Raw genomic sequence first — 16,547 nt, 5'->3', positions numbered from 1 at the left:
TTCCGGTCCTGGTCAGGCCGTGAAGAAGCGCGAGCGCTGGGACTCGATCTTCGTCAGCGTTCCCGAGCCGTCGTCGGGGTGGCTGAGCCACTCGGTCAGGCCGGGAAGTACGACGGTGGAGATGAAGCCGGGGTCGCTGTCGCGGTCCGCGAACTGGCTGATCTGCTTGGCGGAGGCGATGAGGTCGGCGGACTTCTTCTGGAGCGCGTTGTACGAGCCGGTGCTCGCCTTGTCGTTGACGGCGAGGTTGCTCGGGTCGACGCCCATGTACAGCTCCTCGGCGTGGGCGCCGCCGAGGAACTCCAGGAACTTCTTGGCACCGGCCTCGTTCTTGGGCCGGCGGCTGAGCATGAAGCCGTCGGTGGGTGCCTCGACGGCGTCCTGACCGTGCGCGGCGTCGATCTCGGGGAAGGGGAAGAAGTCGATGTCGGCGCGTATCTTCTCGTCGGTGATCTGCTGTCCGAGGAAGAGGCCGATGACGGCCATCCCGGACTTCTTGTCGAGCAGCGACTGGGCGGCGTCCTGCCAGGAACGGCCGGCGGCACCCTGCTGGTAGTAGGGGGCGAGTTCGCGCCAGTGGTCCAGGGTGGCGAGGGCGCGCTTGTCGGTCCAGGAGACCTTGCCGCGCATCAGGGACATGTGGAAGTCGTAGCCGTTGGTCCGCAGGTTCACGTAGTCGAAGGCACCGAGGATGCTCCAGCTGTCGCCGCCGCCGTATCCGGAGGCGATCGGGGAGAGACCGTCCTTCTTCATCTGCTTCGTAAGAGCGATGAACTCGCTCCACTTCTGCGGGACTTGGTAGCCGCGCTCCTTGAAGAGGCTCTTGCGGTAGAAGACGGCCCACGGGTAGTTGTACAGCGGCACGAAGTAGTACTTGCCGTCCTCGCCGCGGGAGAGCTGCTTGGTGGCGTCGCTGAAGTCGGCGCCTATCTTGTCCCACACGTCGTCGAGGGGGGTGCAGAGCTTCTTCTTGGCGAAGTACTGCATGCGGTAGCCGGCGAACCAGGTGAAGACGTCGTCGGGAGTGCCCTGCAGATAGGTGGAGATGCTCTTCTGGAAGGTGTCGTGGTCGACGGTGTTCGTCTTCACCGTCAGACCGCTGTCCTTGGCGAACGCGTCGGTGACGGAGGCGTAGGCCTTCTTGGGGGCGGCGTCGGCGCCGTTGGATCCGAAGGTGACCGTCTTCGGGTCGGCCCCCGCTCCCCCGCCGCAAGCGGTCAGAACGGGCGCGGCCAGTGCGGCGGCGCCGAGTCCGAACAGTCCGCCGACCACTTTGCGGCGGCCCGGGTCACGCGCAGCCAGGGGATTGCGGCTCTGCTGCGTCATCGTTGCTCCTCATGCATGTCAGTACGTGTCTGATCGGCAGTGCGGTTCTGCTGGGTGGTGCGGGTCTGCTCGGCGGTGCGGTTCTGATGGGCGGTGCGGGTCCGGTCTTCAGCGCGTGTCCGAGGTGATGAAGGACTGGATGGCGGTGGCCGCCGCCCCGCGCGCCCACTCCTCGAAGGGCAGCGGCCGGGTCTGTACGTCGCAGTGCGCGGCCGAGCCGAAGGCGGCCGCGGCGAACGCGTCACGGATCTGCTCGGCGAACAGGTCGTAGGCGGCCAGGCCCTCGCCGGAGATGATCACGCGCTCGGGGCCGAGAAGGTTGGCCACGGTCGCGATGCCCCGGCCGATCGCCGCTCCCGCCCGGGCGTACACCTCCCGGGCGCCCGGGTCGCCGTCGTGGGCGAGGGCCAGGGCCGCGGTGGCGTCGGCGACACTCGCGCCGGTGACCTCCCGGATCCGGCCGACGATCGCGGGGTCCGAGGCGATCGCCTCGACGCAGCCCCGGTTGCCGCAGTGGCAGCGGGGACCGGCCGGATCGATCGCCACGTGCCCGATCTCACCGGCCACGCCGTGCGCTCCCGCCACCACCTGTCCGTGCACCACCAGACCGCAGCCGATGCCCGCGCCCACGGTCACCAGCGCGAAGTCGGACAGCCCCACCCCGGCCCCGAACCACTGCTCGGCCACCGTCAGCGCCCGAACGTCGTTGTCGAGGGTGACCGGCAGTCCGGTCGTGGTCGCGGCCAGTTCGGCGAGCGGAACGTCGCGCCACTCCAGGAACGGCGAGTAGCGCACCACCCCGGCCGCCCGGTCCACGTCACCCGACACGGCGATGCCGAGCCCCCGGACCTGCACCCCGAAGCCGTCCGCCTCCGTCAGCATTTCCTGTACGAGCCCCGCGACGGAGGTCAGTACCGCCTTGGGTTCGCGGGAGGTGAGCGGCACGCGCCGGGCGACCCGGATGCGGCAGCACAGGTCGGTGAGTACGGCGATGAGTTCGTCGCCCGTCACCTTGATCCCCAGGAACAGGGCCCTCCCTCCGTCGACCCGCACCGGGTTGGCGGGCCGCCCGAGGACGGGCTGCCGTGCGTCCTCGACGATGTCCTCCACGAGGTAGCCGGCCTCGATCAGCGGCCGGACCGCCTTGGTGACCGCCGCCGCCGACAGCTGGGTCCGCCCCGCTATCTCCGACCGTGTGAGCGGGCCGTGAGACAGCACGGTGGTGAAGATCTGGGAAGCGGCCGGCGTGTGGGCCGGGAACGCCTCGGTGGGAGAGGTCGAGCGCATGGCCGGAACCTAAGGCCCTTATTTTCTGCTGTCAATGAAAGAAGCAGGATTCTCCTGAGGATGCTCCAGGAGGTACCTGTGACCTATGAAATCCAGAATGCGAGCAAGCATTGACACGTGATCCAAGGTCGGGGTTGGCTTTTGCTTGTCTCGTACGTGAGCACCACCTGAACGCGAGGATTCATGTCGCCGATCTCCTTCGCCCCGGACACCGGGGTCTGGCTGCTGTCCACACCGCGCACCTCGTACGCGCTGCGGATCGACGAGACCGGAGCGCCCTGCCATGTCGCGTGGGGGCCACGACTGACGCCGGCGGAGGCCGACGAGCTCGCCGTGCCACCCGCGCCCGAGGCCAGCAGCTTCGAGGGCAGGCCACCCGTCGGGGAGGAGCTGCCCGTCGACGGCGGCACGCGCTACGGACCGCCGTCACTGCAGGTCAGGTTCGCGGACGGCGCCCGCGCCTTCGAGTGGCAGCCGACCGGCCACCAGATCGACGAGGGCGAGCTGACCCTGTCGTTCCGCGACCGCCGCTACCCGTTGCGGGTGGCGCTCCACTACCGTGTGCGCGAGGACACGGACGTCATCGAGCGCTGGACCGTCGTCCACAACGACGGCGACGAGCCCGTCACCCTGCTGCGTGCCGACTCCGCCGCCTGGAGCCTGCCGCCGCTGCGGGACTACCGGCTCAGTCATGTCACGGGCCAGTGGTCCGCCGAGAGCCAGTTGCGCCGCGACCGACTGCCGTACGGCGAAACCGTGTTGACCAGCCGTCGCGGGATCACCAGCCACCACGCCAACCCGTGGCTGATGCTCGACGCGGGTGAGGCGACGGAGGACCATGGACGGGTGTGGAGCGCCGCCCTGGCGTGGAGCGGGAGTTGGCGCGTCACCGTGCAGCGCACCCCCGACGGGCGGGCCGGATTCACCGGCGGTCCCGGCCAGGACGGCACGACCGTGCCGCTCGCGCCGGGCGAGGAGTTCGCCACTCCCCCGTTCGCGGCACTGTGCACCGACGGCGGCTTCGGCGCGGCCAGCCGCGCCTGGCACGCGTACGTCCTGGCCCATGTCCTGCCCCACGCCGACGAGTTCGCCCCGGTGCTCTACAACTCCTGGGAGGCGACCGGCTTCGACGTCGACGAGGTCGGGCAGAAGGCGCTCGCCGAGCGGGCGGCGGCCCTCGGGGTGGAGCTCTACGTCGTCGACGACGGCTGGTTCGGGGCGCGCCGCAGCGACCGGGCGGGCCTCGGCGACTGGACACCGGCGCCCGACCGCTTCCCGGACGGGCTGGCCCCGCTGGTCCGCACGGTGCACGAGCTCGGGATGCGCTTCGGTCTCTGGGTGGAGCCCGAGATGGTGAACCCGGACAGCGACCTGTACCGCGAACACCCCGACTGGGTACTGCACTTCCCCGACCGTCCCCGCTCCGAGCTGCGCAATCAGCTGGTCCTCAACTTCGCCCGCCGCGAGGTCGCCGACTGGGCCTACGGCTGGCTGACCCGGCTGGTCGGCGACCACGGCATCGACTTCCTCAAGTGGGACATGAACCGCGCGTTCAGCGAGGCCGGCTGGCCCGACCGGCAGGACGGCACCGACCGCCTCGGCCCCGCGTACGTGCGCAATCTCTACGGCGTCCTCGACCGTCTGCGCGCGGACCATCCGGCGCTGCGGATCGAGACGTGCAGCGGGGGCGGCGGCCGGGTCGACCTGGGCATTCTGGCCCGCACGGACCAGGCGTGGGCGTCGGACAACACCGACGCCGCCGACCGGATGGGGATCCAGCGGGGCTACGGCCAGATCTACCCCGCCCGCACGATGGGCGCCTGGGTAACCGACGTACCCAACCAGCTCACCGGCCGCACGGTCCCGCTGCGCTTCCGCTTCCATGTCGCGATGGCCGGGGCGCTCGGCATCGGGGGCGATCTCACCCGCTGGTCCGAGGAGGAACTGCGGGAGGGGGCCGATCTGGTCGCCACGTACAAGAAGGTCCGCCATCTCGTCCAGCACGGCAGGCTGGACCGGCTGTCGCCGCCCGCCGAGGACTCGGTCTGCGTGGTGCAGTACACCGCCGCGGACGCCTCGCAGACCCTGCTGCTCGCCTACCGGCGCGTCTCCCGCCACGGCGCACCGAGGCTGCCGGTCCGGCCGCGCGGTCTGACCGCCGGGGGGCGCTACCGCGACGCCCGCACCGGCGCCGTGCACCACTCCACGGTGCTCGGCGAGTACGGACTCCACCTCGACCTGCCGGCGGGCGACTGGTCCAGCACGGCGGTACACCTCGTCCGGGAGGACTGACACTCCGTCAACGTGCTGGCGGGCCGCCCGATGCCGCTCTCGTCCGTCGGGCGCCCGTCAGTACCGCTGGGCCTTCGCCAGGACCGGGGTCAGCTGGGGTTGGGCGGGCTGTCTGCTGATGGCGACGGGCTGGGCTCGCTGCCCCGGCTTGAGGTTCTCCGCGCCCACGTACCTGGTCTCCACGACCTTGCCGTCGGCGTTCTTGAAGTCGATCTGGACGGCGTACGAGGCCGTGTGATCGGTGTTGTTGGTGATGTTGACGAGCACGGCGAGCAGGCCGCCCGTCTTCGCCCTGGGCAGGCCGGTCATGGCGACGTCGGACCGCGCGTTCCCGGAGCCCCGCACCTTCTTCAGCTCCGCCTGTGCCTGCGCGCTCGCGCGGGCCGTGTCGGCCGAGACGGACGCCTCGAACTCCGAGGCCGCGGCGGACAGCGAGGAGGCCGCCGCCGAGGCCGAGGCCCGGGCGGAGCCGATGATCGAGGAGGCGGCCGAGGACAGGGCGGACGGCGTCGTCCCGGAGAAGTTGGACTCGTTCGGCGCGGTCGGACGCGTGCCGGCGGAGGCACCGCCGCCGGCGTTGTTGTCCGAGCCGCACGAGACGAGCAGCGAGCCGCACGCGCACGTGGCCAGGAGGGCGGCGATGCGGCGAGATCGACGCGAGCGGACCTGGTCGTCGGGGATGCGTGTGCTCATGCGGCTCGTCCTCTTCCTGGCGTACCGGTCACCCTCATGCTCCGTGCCGGGCGCGGCGTCCGCGAACCGCACTGACCCATTGGAGTAGCCGCGGGATCAGCCCTCCCGCTCCATCCAGGTCTCCGAGATCGCCAGAGCCGCCGCCATGATGCTCAGCTGCGGGTTGACCTGCGGGCAGCTGGGCAGGACCGAGCCGTCCGCGACGAGTACTCCGTGGGCGCCGCGCAGTCTGCCCTCGGGGTCGGCGGGGGCGCGCCGCGGATCGGCACCCGCGGCGGCCGTGCCGGTCGGGTGGAACGCCGAGAGGTGCAGGTTGCGGGCGGTCGTTCGGGTGAGCAGTTCGTCGAGTTCGTCGAGCGAGCGGGCGCGCGGGGCGAGCGGCAGGCCGGTGAGGATCTCCTCGGCGCCCGCCGCGAGGAGCAGGCGGCCCATGGCGCGTACGGCCGTCATCAGCCGGTCGCCGTCACGTGGGTCCAGGTCGTAGCGCACGAGGGTGCGGTCCCGGCCCTGGACCCGCCCGGAGGGGCGGTCGGCGATCATGGCGCCGAGGGTCGCGAGGTGGTCCGCGTCCTCCAGTTCACCGCGCAGTTCGCGGCCCAGGCCGGGGAGGACGAAACTGCCCATGCCGGGTGGGCTCGCGGTCGCCTCGATGAGGACACCGCGATCGTGCAGTTCCTCGACTCCGGCGCTCTGGAGCACGCCCTTCCAGGCGGTGACGGGTTCGGCGAAGCGCCCCGCGACGCTCGTGGCCGGGTGCACGCTGAGGTTGCGGCCCAGGCGCGGATGTCCGCCCAGGCCCGAGCGGCGCAGCAGTGGTGGTGTCTGCAGCGCTCCTGCGGCCGTCACGACGAGCGGGCCGAGGATCTCCAGTTCGCTGCCGTCGGGCCGCCGCGCCTGTACGCCGGCGGCGCGCGGCGCTCCCGGTCCGTCGTGGTCCAGCAGAATGCGGCGGACCCGTGCGCCCGTGACGATCCGGGCTCCCGCGGCGCAGGCGTCGGGCAGGACGGACAGCTGTACGCTCTGCTTGGCGCCGGTGGGGCAGCCGACCACGCACTGACACGAGCCCTTGCAGCCGGGCGCGTTGCGGCGCAGCGGACCGGCCCGCCAGCCGAGCCGTTCGGCGCCGGCGAGTGCCAGCAGGCCGTTGTTCCCGAGCACGTCGAGTGGCTGGGTGGCCACCCGGAGGGTGCGCTCGATCTCGTCGAGCCGGGGCCCGAAGCTCTCGGCGAGGTGGAACCCGTACGCGCTGCTCCATCGGCTCAGCACATGCTCCGGAGTGCGGTAGCAGGTACCGGAGTTGACGACGGTGGTCCCGCCGACCGCGCGACCGACCGGCAGCAGGAGCGGTGGGTTGCCCACGGCCACCGTGGCGCCGCCGTCCCGGTACAGCTCGGTGAAACGGTCGAGCGGCGCCCGGCGTCCGAAGGAAGCCGTCGAGTGGTGTGCGCCCTCCTCCAGCACGACGACGCTCAGTCCGGCGCGCGCGAACGTCCGGGCGGCCACGGCGCCGCCCGCGCCGGACCCGACGACCACCACGTCGGCGGTGGAACGGGTCGGCCACTCCTGCGCGGGAGTGCAGTCGAGCGGCGGGTCCTCGGGCGCCGTCACAGCAAGGGGCGCGGCCGGCATCCGCTCGGTGCCCGCCGCGAGCATCACGGGCACCTTGAGGAGGTCGAGCAGCGGGACGAGCCGGGGGCGTGCGGCCAGCGAGCCGAGCAGGCTCTCGCGGGCGTCGGGGTCGAGTGCGGCCAGGCGTCTCCCGGTGCGCAGGACGGCGTACGTCTCCAGGGCCGCGACAGCGGTGTGCACCCCGGCCCGGGCGGGCCGGGGCAGCGCGGCGAGCACCGAGTCGAGCCGGTTGGGCACGCGGGCGGGCCAGTCCTCGTCGCCGGTGTCGGCGAGCAGTGCGGCGACAAGTCCTTCGGCGGTCACCGCTCGCCCGCCTCGGCGTGCGCGGTGCCGTCCAGGACCCAGGAGGCCTCCGGGCGCCACCGGCCCCACCAGCGCTCCAGCACGATCCGGGCGTCGGCCGACTCGCTGTTGCGGCATACCGCGCGGGCGCCGTCCGGGTCGCGGTACTCCAGGGTGAGGGTCCGCTCGGCCGGCTGGTCGACCTCGACGTGGATCCGGCGCAACGCCGTCCGGCCGGTCACCGTCCACCGCGGCAGCCCGAATCCGGCCCGGAACCGTCCGACGCCCAGCCAGCCGACCGCCGACCGTTCGGGCCGCCGCGGCCAGGTCCGGCCAGCGCGGCGCAGGCGAAGGAAGACCAGCGGAGGCAGCCGCCGCAGACCCGGCCGGGTGGACACGGCCGCGACGATCTCCAGGACGTCACCACCGCCCAGGTCCGCGTGCAGCCAGGTCCACCGGTGCGCGTTGCCGTGCCCGTAGATACGGGCCGAGGCACCGGGTGCGCCGCTCAGGGTCAAGGAGTGTTCTCCGTACGAGAATTCGCCGTCGTACGTGGCCCGCGCGGCCGGGAGCATCTGGGCGGCGGGCAGGAGCGGCCGACGCCAGGACCAGCGCGGGAAGGTGAAGAGGGGTGGCCCTTGCGGGCGTTCGGTGAGATCCCAGCGGAACTCTCCCGCGCTGCCCGCCAGTTGTCCGGGAGTGGCCGTGACCTTGTCTCCCGCGAACCCGTCCGCGGGCCGGGTCCAGGGGGCGGGCCCGAAGCGGGCGTGCCGGACCTCTCCCTCGCGGGGGAACGCCGCGACCCAGCCGTGGGCGAACGGCTCGGAACCGTCGGCGGGCACGGTGAGTTCATGGTGCAGCCAGACGCCGGTGCCGGTCGTCGGATCGGTCAGCGTGGTGTACCAGACCTCGGTGCGGCCCGGTGTGCCGTCCCAGCGTGGCGGGAAGTGCTGGGCACGGTCCTCGCGCCGCGGGAAGCGGAAGCTGAGGAGGAACGGAGCGAGACCGGTCGCCGCCGGGAACCGCAGCACCCCTTCACCGACCCGCGCGTCACCCTCGTACAGCGTGAACGGCAGGACGGTCATCGATGCGACCGGGCGGCGCGCGGTGACGGATTTCCAGCCGTCCAGGGCGAGGCGACGGCCGTCTCCGGTGAACGCCAGCTGATAGCGGATGCGCCGCCGTGCGATCGGCGACACCTCCAGCTCACCTTCCGCGCACGGGTCGTCGGCGAACCCGGCGATCCGCACCCGGCCGGTCAGGCGCGCCCGGGTCGTGCGATGCGGGCGCAGTACCTCGTCGGCCTCGGCGCGCAGGTCGAGGCGTACGCGGCGCTCCGTCGTCTCGGAGTCGAGCCGGACCGTGCCGAGCATCGTCTCCGTGAACACGGTGCCCCTCATGCGAGATCGTCCAGCATGATGCGTTCGGTGTTCCGCAGGTAGGCGTCGGCGGCCGCGTGCGCCTGGCGGGCGTCTCCGTCCGTCACCGCCTCCACCACCGGGGCCAGCCGTTCGCAGGCGGCGGCAGGGTCCGTGAAGGGCCCCTTGAGCAGGGAGCGGACGGGCAGATAGGCGTTGAAGAGCGTGTTGGTGAGCAGGACGTAGACACGGTTGCCGGTGGCCCGGGCCAGGGCGCGGTGCACCTCGGCGTCGGCGAGCTGCACCGCGTCGGGACCATCCGCTTCCCGTACGGCTCGCAAGAGTGCGCGAAGCTCGGCGTGTTGCTTCCGAGTGGCTCGGGTCGCGGCCCGCTCGGCGATCAACGCGCCGATTCCGCGCCGCACTTCGAAGATCTCATGGACCCATTTCGCGTCGTGGCGCACGAGCATGGGCAGCAGATCCGCGCCGCCCTGACGTGCGTAGTCGCGCACCCGGGTGCCGACGCCGTGCCGGGTTTCGAGCAGGCCCGCCTGGACCAGCCGCCCGAAGGCGTGCTTCAGCGTGGTGCGGGTGATGCCGTAGCCGTCGGCGAGTTGGCGCTCCGGCGGCAGATAACTCCCGGCCGGGTGAAAGCCGTTGAGTATGTCCGTCCGCAGCCGGTCTTCCAGGACGTCCACGATGGTCTCGCGGGGCAGTGCCTCCACGGTTCCCCTTCCGGCAAGTAGCCGAGTGGCTGAGTGGCTGATCCACTGAACCAGTGAAGGTGTTCCGTGGTCAACCCCTCGTCGGGAAACGGCCGTTGACGGCCGCTTCAGCGGACAGTCACCGTCAAGGGGCCTTCAGCAGTCACCCGTCGCCGAACCAGGTGTGAGCCACTCCTGGTTCGGGAGGCCGAGGAGCCGTTCGATCCGCTCGGCGTCCGGGAGGGGGCCGTGGTCCTCCGGGACCCCGAACGCGGACACGGCGGCGAGGTGGCCGAGCCGCAGCGCGCGCGCCATGCGCACACCCCGCAACAGACCGGCCAGGAACCCCGCCGCGGCGTCAGCGGCGCCGACGGGTTCCACCACGGCCGCCTCGCAACGCCGGAACGGTGCACACGCCTCGTCACCGGCGGAACGCACCGCCGTTTCCCACACGGACCGGGCCGCCGTAGTCCACGAACCGGGAATCACGCATGGTCGCGCAAGAATTTGCGCATCTTGCGTTCACTTGCGGTCCCGAAACGCAAGCCCGCAAGTGCCGCCGAGTCGCGGACCGGACCGTGGGGCCCCATAAAGCCGGCCTCGGCGCCTGCCATTTGACCGCTTCAGCGGCTCGGAAGTGGCGCTCGCGCCGCCATCACTCCCGAGTGATGGGTGCTTCTGGTGAATATTGTGCTGTTCCGGCTGTAGACCCACCCATGCCGCTCTGCAATATTTCGATGAAACAACGCAAAATACTGCCTCACGGTGTCCTTGAGGAGATCTTCTCCGTCAGGTCGGCTCCTGCCGCCCGGACGCACCGCGTCCCGCTCCACAGCTCTGCGCACCGCACTGATCGCCCCGCACCTTTCTGCACCACTCCGCCAGGAATGAGCCGCCCTCGCCGCCCACCGGCGCGCGAGCCTCCGCAGGAAGTGACCCCCGCATGACTCGACACAAGCAGAGATCCACAAGGCGCCGCGCGGCGACCGCCGCGCTCGCCTCCGCCGTCATGGTTCTGGGCCTGCCCGCCGTCGGCGCACACGCGGCCGGCGGCCCCAACGCCGCCGCGGACGCCGTGACCACGGCGGGCAGCACCCGCGGCGCACACGCCGCGGCCAACGTCACCGACGGCGACACCGACACCTACTGGCAGGCCGGAAAGAAGTCGGCCCAGTGGGTGCAGACCGACCTCGGCAGGAGCAAGCGCGTCCGCCAGGTCGTGCTGCGGCTGCCCGAGCACTGGCAGACCCGCAAGCAAACACTGGCGCTCCAGGGAAGCGCCGACGGAAAGAGCTTCGCCACGCTCAAGTCGTCGGCGCAGTACGTCTTCAGCCCCGGCAACGACAACACGGTGAAGGTCTCGCTGCCCGCGACCCTCGCCCGGTACGTACGGGCCGACTTCAGCGCCAACTCGGTCGCCGGCACCGCCCAGCTCGCCGAGATGCAGGTCCTCACGACCGCCGCCTCGACCCCCAACCTCGCCCAGGGCAAACCCTTCAGCGAGAGCGGGCACGCCGACGTCTACGGCGCGGCGAACGCCGGTGACGGCAACCGCAACACCTACTGGGAGAGCACGAACAACGCCTTCCCGCAGTGGCTCCAGGTCGACCTCGGCTCGTCGGTCAAGATCAACCAGGTGGCGTTGCGACTGCCCAGCGGCTGGCCGAGCCGCAGCCAGACCTTCAAGGTCCAGGGCTCGACCGACAACCAGAACTTCACCGACCTCACGGCCTCGAAGGCGTACCCCTTCGACAGCACCAACGACCAGTCGGCGACCATCTCCTTCGACACAACCACCACGCGGTACGTGCGCGCGCTGTTCACCGCCAACACCGGCTGGCCCGCCGGGCAGGCCTCCGAGCTGGAGGTCTACGGACCGGCGACCGGCGACACCCAGGCGCCCACGGCGCCGTCCAACCTGAGCTACACCGAGCCGGCCACCGGGCAGATCAAGCTGACGTGGAGCGCGGCCACCGACGACACGGCCGTCACCGGCTACGACATCTACGCCAACGGTCAGTTGCGGTCGAGCGTCGCCGGGAACGTCCTGACCTACACCGACACGCAGCCGGCCGGCAGTGACATCACGTACTTCGTGCGGGCCAAGGACGCCGCGGGCAACGTCTCCGCCAACAGCAACAGCGTCACCCGCAAGGGATCGAGCGGCGACACCCAGGCCCCCACCGCGCCCGGAAACCTCGCCTACACGCAGTCCGGCAACGACGTGAAGCTCACCTGGCAGGCGTCGAGCGACAACGTCCAGGTCACCGGCTACGACGTCTATGCCAACGGGCAGATCGTGAAGTCCGTGGCGGGTGACGTCCTGACCTACACCGACACCCCGTCGCCGACGGCCACGGTCACCTACTCCGTGAAGGCGAAGGACGCCGCCGGGAACGTCTCGGTGGCGAGCAACAGCGTCACCCGGGCCGGCAACGGTTCCGGCTCCGACCTCGCGCAGGGCAAGCCCATCGAAGCATCGTCGTACACCTTCACCTACGTCGCCACCAACGCCAACGACGGTCAGATCGGCACCTACTGGGAGAGCGCGGGCGGTGCCTACCCCGCCACCCTCACCACCAAGCTGGGTGCCAACGCCGACCTCAGCCAGGTCGTCGTCAAGCTCAACCCCGATGCCGCCTGGTCCACGCGCACGCAGAACATCCAGGTGCTCGGCCGCGACCAGGACGCGACGGCGTTCACCAGCCTCGTGGCCGCGAAGGACTACACGTTCAACCCGTCGAGCGGCAACACGGTGACCATCCCGGTCTCCGGCTCCGCCGCCGACATCCAGCTCAAGTTCGCCTCCAACACCGGTGCTCCCGGCGCGCAGGTCGCCGAGTTCCAGGTGATCGGCACCCCGGCCGCCAACCCCGACCTCAAGGTCACCGGCATCACCAACTCGCCCGCGGCGCCGGTGGAGTCGGACGCCATCAGCCTGACGGCGACCGTCACCAACAGCGGCAGCAAGCCGTCCAAGGCCACCGACCTGAACTTCACGCTCGGCGGCACGAAGGCCGCCACGGCGGTCGTCCCGGCCCTCGCGGCCGGCGATTCGACGACGGTCACGGCGAGCATCGGCACCCGGGATGCGGGCAGTTACCCGGTCGGCGCCGAGGTGGATCCGTCGAACAAGGTCATCGAGCAGAACGAGGCGAACAACACCTTCACCCGCACCGATGCCCTCGTCGTCAAGCCGGTCTCCAGCTCCGACCTGGTCGCCGCACCGGTGGCATGGACCCCGTCCAGCGCCTCGGCGGGCGACAACGTCACGTTCACCGTGGCGATCAAGAATCAGGGATCGGTCGACTCGGCCTCCGGCGCCCACGGCGTCACGCTCACGATTCAGGACGCCAACGGCACCACCGTCAAGACACTCACCGGCTCCTACAACGGCACCATCGCCTCCGGCCAGACGACCGCACCCGTCAGCCTCGGCTCATGGACGGCCGTCAACGGCAAGTACACCGTCAAGACGGTCATCGCCGACGACGCCAACGAACTACCGGTCAAGCGGACCAACAACACCACCACTCAGAATCTGTTCGTCGGCCGCGGCGCGGACATGCCGTACGACATGTACGAGGCCGAGGACGGCACCGTCGGCGGCGGCGCCAAGATCGTCGGCCCGAACCGCACGATCGGTGACATCGCGGGCGAGGCGAGCGGCCGCAAGGCGGTGACCCTCACCGGGACCGGCCAGTACGTCGAGTGGACCACCCGGGCGGCCACCAACACCCTGGTGACCCGCTTCGAGATCCCGGACGGCACCGACACGACGCTCAACATCTACGTCGACGGCCAGTTCCTCAAGGCCATCGACCTCACCTCGAAGTACGCCTGGCTCTACGGCAACGAGACCTCACCCGGCAACTCGCCCGGCTCAGGTGCCCCCCGCCACATCTACGACGAGGCGAACGTCCTGCTCGGCAAGACCGTGCCGGCCGGTTCCAAGATCCGGCTCCAGAAGGACGCGGCCAACACCTCCACGTACGCCGTCGACTTCATCAACCTCGAACAGGCGACGGCGGTCCCGAACCCGGACCCGGCCGCCTACACGGTCCCGGCCGGTTTCTCGCACCAGGACGTGCAGAACGCGCTCGACAAGGTCCGCATGGACACCACGGGCAAGCTCGTCGGCGTCTACCTGCCGGCCGGAGACTACGAGACCTCCAGCAAGTTCCAGGTCTACGGCAAGGCGGTCAAGGTCCTCGGAGCCGGGTCGTGGTTCACCCGCTTCCACGCACCCGCCTCGCAGGAGAACACCGACGTGGGCTTCCGGGCCGAGGCGACCGCCAACGGCTCCTCGTTCACCGGCTTCTCCTACTTCGGCAACTACACGTCCCGGATCGACGGTCCGGGCAAGGTGTTCGACTTCTCCAACGTCTCCAACATCACCATCGACGACATCTGGGTCGAACACATGGTGTGCCTGTACTGGGGCGCCAACACCGACAACATGACCATCAAGAACTCCCGCATCCGTGACACGTTCGCCGACGGCATCAACATGACGAACGGCTCCACGGACAACCACGTGGTCAACAACGACGCCCGCGCCACGGGCGACGACAGCTTCGCGCTCTTCTCGGCGATCGACGCGGGAGGCGCCGACGAGAAGAACAACCTCTACGAGAACCTGACGTCGACGCTCACCTGGCGTGCGGCCGGTATCGCCGTCTACGGCGGCTACAACAACACCTTCCGCAACATCCGGGTCGCCGACACCCTGGTCTACTCCGGCATCACGATCTCCTCGCTGGACTTCGGCTACCCGATGAACGGCTTCGGGACCGATCCGACGACGATCGAGAACGTCTCCCTGGACAGAACCGGGGGTCACTTCTGGGGCTCGCAGGTCTTCCCGGCCATCTGGGCGTTCTCGGCCTCCAAGGTCTTCCAGGGCATCCGGGTCAACGACGTCGACATCGACGACTCCACCTACGGAGGAGTGATGTTCCAGACCAACTACGTCGGCGGCCAACCGCAGTTCCCGGTGCAGGACACGATCTTCACCGACATCTCCATCACCAACTCCAAGAAGAGCGCAGACGCGTTCGACGCCAAATCCGGATTCGGCATCTGGGCCAACGAGCTGCCCGAGCCCGGTCAGGGACCCGCCGTCGGTGAGGCCACGTTCCGCAACTTGCGGATGAGCGGCAACGCGGAAGACATCCGCAACAAGACCACCACCTTCCAGATCAACATCCAGTAGCTCCCGACAGCACCGCATCGAGCGGGGCCGCCCTTGTGAAGGGCGGCCCCGCTTCGCCATGTCCGTGGCGAGCTGGCGAAGTGCCTGGGTGTCGCCTGTGCCGGCGGCCTTCCGGGCGAACCGTTCAGCTGTCGTTCCGTCCGGCGCGATCGACGCGCCCTTCCGCGCCGTCGGCGTGCCGGCCGGCCCCTGACCGCCGCCCAACTCGCGGTCGGCCGAGGGAACTCGACACATGCGTCGGCCCCTGCCGGACGGCGCGAAACGTCCAGCCGGGCTACACCGTCGTCATGTCCCACCGCTCGGGCGAGACCGAGGACACCACCATCGCCGACCTCGCCGTCGCCACCGGCTGCGGCCAGATCAAGACCGGCTCGCTCTCCCGCGCCGACCGCACCGCCAAGTACAACCAGCTCATCCGCGTCGAGGAGGACCTTGGCACCCAGGCCCGCTACGCGGGCCGGAAAGCCCTGGGGCTGCGCCGCTGACGCCGACGCGCTGCTCAAGGGGCCGCGCCTTCGCCACAACAGGTTTGTTCGCGTTCTTGAGCCGGGCGATCGGGTAGTCATTGATGGCGTCGGCCGACTCGGGGAAGTCCACACCCTCCACCTTGTCACCGGCCGCCTTCACATCGGTCTCGTAGACGACCACCGCGTCGGCCTCCTTCACAAGGTCTGCGTCCAGGACCGGATGCGCGAACACGGTCACCCGTCTGCGGCAGTGGCTCCAGGACGGCGCCCACTTCTACGTCTGCGGCGGCGCGGCACGCGTGGCCAAAGACGTCGGCCAGCGCTCAAGGACATCGCCGCCACCCAGGGCGGCATGGACAAGGATGAAGCCACTGCCTACGTCAGGCGTCTTTCCGCGGAGGAACGCTACGCCCGCGACGTCGACGGACTGACGGCGCTTCCTGCCGAGGCGAGACCGGCCCGGCGGAGCAGGGGGCCCATCTCATTCGGGCTGATGCCGCTCATGCCCTGCCCCGTTGGCTGCTTCCGGCCGGTGGGGATTCCACCCGACCCCTACGGCCCCGCGCATCGCGTCGCGGCCCAATTCCCTGGCCCAATCCAGCAATTCGGGTGCGGCCAGGCCGGTGCCGGTCGAGGGCGGCCCCGGGAAGGGACGGTACGACCGCGACGTACAGCCCGGCAGCGCGCGCCGAGGAGATGCCGGTGGCCGAGTCCTCGAAGGCGACGGAACGCTTCGGAGCCGCACCGAGCGCCCCGCACGCCGTGAGGCAGAGGTCTGGAGCGGGCTTGGGGGAAGGCACCTCGTCGGCGGCGAACGAGTGGGTGAAGCAGTCGGCGAGGCCGGCCGATCCCAGCGCCGTGTCCAGCGGTTCCCGGGGACTGTTGCTGGCGACGGCCACGGGCACGGCTGCCCGGCAGGCGCGTACCAGCTCCGCTGCCCCAGGGAGGGCGACGGCACCCCGGGCCAGTTCCTTGCGAACTCCTCCGAGGAGTTCTGTCATCGCACATCACACCTCACGATGACGCTCTTGACCTTGGCATTCCGCTTCCCTGGCCGAATGGCGGCCGAAAGAACGAGAGGCAAAGACGAAATGTCAGCAGGTTCTATAGGGAATTCCTGTGGCAGCCCGGCAGGCGAGAGCGCGAGGTGATCAGCGAGGCCGGAACCGTCAAGGAACCGTCAGGTTGTGCGGGGCAGAACCGTCAAGCGCCAGAGCTTTGCTGAGGGCTTCGCTGACACCTCTTGACGGAAACGGACTGTGATCATGGCTGTGTTGCTTCATCGATGGGGGGT

The 16,547-nt window shown here is 70.3% G+C and carries 10 protein-coding genes and 3 pseudogenes; 4 read left to right on the top strand and 9 right to left on the bottom strand.

The genetic code is table 11. From position 1 onward, the window contains the following. Positions 1-12: 12 nt before the first annotated feature. Positions 13-1,326 (bottom strand): ABC transporter substrate-binding protein, encoded by a 1,314-nt coding sequence (locus ACIQTP_RS32195; protein ID WP_403406544.1) that lies wholly within the window; start codon positions 1,324-1,326, stop codon positions 13-15. A gap of 108 nt (positions 1,327-1,434) precedes the next feature. Next, entirely contained in the window at positions 1,435-2,613 is a 1,179-nt protein-coding gene (locus tag ACIQTP_RS32190; protein WP_403406542.1) for an ROK family protein, read from the bottom strand. Between the two features lie 183 nt (positions 2,614-2,796). Between ACIQTP_RS32190 and ACIQTP_RS32185 the strand changes: the two genes are divergently transcribed. After that, on the top strand, positions 2,797-4,905 hold the full coding sequence (locus ACIQTP_RS32185) for an alpha-galactosidase (RefSeq protein ID WP_403406539.1): 2,109 nt from the start codon (positions 2,797-2,799) through the stop codon (positions 4,903-4,905). 57 nt (positions 4,906-4,962) lie between these two features. Here ACIQTP_RS32185 and ACIQTP_RS32180 read toward each other — a convergent pair whose 3' ends face one another. The 5 genes from ACIQTP_RS32180 to ACIQTP_RS32160 form a co-directional block, all read right to left on the bottom strand. Next, positions 4,963-5,598: a hypothetical protein gene (locus ACIQTP_RS32180; RefSeq protein WP_403406536.1), complete on the bottom strand. Its 636-nt coding sequence runs from the start codon at positions 5,596-5,598 to the stop codon at positions 4,963-4,965. Between the two features lie 96 nt (positions 5,599-5,694). Continuing rightward, complete coding sequence (locus tag ACIQTP_RS32175) at positions 5,695-7,530, bottom strand: GMC family oxidoreductase N-terminal domain-containing protein (RefSeq protein ID WP_403406534.1); 1,836 nt, start codon at positions 7,528-7,530, stop codon at positions 5,695-5,697. Next, on the bottom strand, positions 7,527-8,909 hold the full coding sequence (locus ACIQTP_RS32170; RefSeq protein ID WP_403406531.1) for a hypothetical protein: 1,383 nt from the start codon (positions 8,907-8,909) through the stop codon (positions 7,527-7,529). The genes ACIQTP_RS32175 and ACIQTP_RS32170 overlap by 4 nt, the downstream gene beginning before the upstream one ends. Then, the gene (locus ACIQTP_RS32165) at positions 8,906-9,592 is read right to left on the bottom strand and encodes a FadR/GntR family transcriptional regulator (protein WP_403406528.1); all 687 of its coding nucleotides are present in this window, start codon (positions 9,590-9,592) and stop codon (positions 8,906-8,908) included. Before ACIQTP_RS32165 ends, ACIQTP_RS32170 begins: the two co-directional genes overlap by 4 nt. Before the next feature lie 135 nt (positions 9,593-9,727). Beyond that, positions 9,728-10,009 carry a hypothetical protein gene (locus tag ACIQTP_RS32160; protein WP_403406525.1) on the bottom strand — a complete coding sequence of 94 codons (282 nt, stop codon included), beginning with the start codon at positions 10,007-10,009 and terminating at the stop codon, positions 9,728-9,730. Positions 10,010-10,514: 505 nt separating this feature from the next. Between ACIQTP_RS32160 and ACIQTP_RS32155 the strand changes: the two genes are divergently transcribed. Both ACIQTP_RS32155 and eno read left to right on the top strand, forming a co-directional pair. After that, complete coding sequence (locus ACIQTP_RS32155; RefSeq protein ID WP_403406522.1) at positions 10,515-14,786, top strand: discoidin domain-containing protein; 4,272 nt, start codon at positions 10,515-10,517, stop codon at positions 14,784-14,786. 272 nt (positions 14,787-15,058) lie between these two features. After that, positions 15,059-15,271 (top strand): annotated as a pseudogene (eno, locus tag ACIQTP_RS32150) (phosphopyruvate hydratase); the annotation flags it as partial. A 25-nt stretch (positions 15,272-15,296) separates the two neighbouring features. On the opposite strand, the pseudogene ACIQTP_RS32145 reads toward eno, so the two are convergent. Continuing rightward, positions 15,297-15,452, bottom strand: a pseudogene (locus ACIQTP_RS32145) (substrate-binding domain-containing protein); the annotation flags it as partial. Between ACIQTP_RS32145 and ACIQTP_RS32140 the strand changes: the two are divergent. Beyond that, positions 15,453-15,674, top strand: a pseudogene (locus ACIQTP_RS32140) (hypothetical protein); the annotation flags it as partial. 79 nt (positions 15,675-15,753) lie between these two features. Here the strand turns inward: ACIQTP_RS32140 and ACIQTP_RS32135 are convergent. Continuing rightward, positions 15,754-16,254 carry an HAD family hydrolase gene (locus ACIQTP_RS32135; RefSeq protein WP_403406519.1) on the bottom strand — a complete coding sequence of 167 codons (501 nt, stop codon included), beginning with the start codon at positions 16,252-16,254 and terminating at the stop codon, positions 15,754-15,756. Between the last annotated feature and the right edge of the window lie 293 nt (positions 16,255-16,547).

The sequence above is a fragment of the Streptomyces sp. NPDC090798 genome, assembly GCF_044768965.1.
Lineage (GTDB): Bacteria > Actinomycetota > Actinomycetes > Streptomycetales > Streptomycetaceae > Streptomyces.
This window is presented reverse-complemented; position numbering and strand designations above follow the sequence as displayed.

Bases quoted from the DNA above. Each gene is read 5' to 3' on its own strand.
- ACIQTP_RS32185 (WP_403406539.1), top strand. From the start codon at position 2,797: ATGTCGCCGATCTCCTTCGCCCCGGACACCGGGGTCTGGCTGCTGTCC.
- ACIQTP_RS32195 (WP_403406544.1), bottom strand. From the start codon at position 1,326: ATGACGCAGCAGAGCCGCAATCCCCTGGCTGCGCGTGACCCGGGCCGC.
- ACIQTP_RS32170 (WP_403406531.1), bottom strand. From the start codon at position 8,909: ATGAGGGGCACCGTGTTCACGGAGACGATGCTCGGCACGGTCCGGCTC.
- ACIQTP_RS32180 (WP_403406536.1), bottom strand. From the start codon at position 5,598: ATGAGCACACGCATCCCCGACGACCAGGTCCGCTCGCGTCGATCTCGC.
- ACIQTP_RS32135 (WP_403406519.1), bottom strand. From the start codon at position 16,254: ATGACAGAACTCCTCGGAGGAGTTCGCAAGGAACTGGCCCGGGGTGCC.
- ACIQTP_RS32190 (WP_403406542.1), bottom strand. From the start codon at position 2,613: ATGCGCTCGACCTCTCCCACCGAGGCGTTCCCGGCCCACACGCCGGCC.
- ACIQTP_RS32155 (WP_403406522.1), top strand. From the start codon at position 10,515: ATGACTCGACACAAGCAGAGATCCACAAGGCGCCGCGCGGCGACCGCC.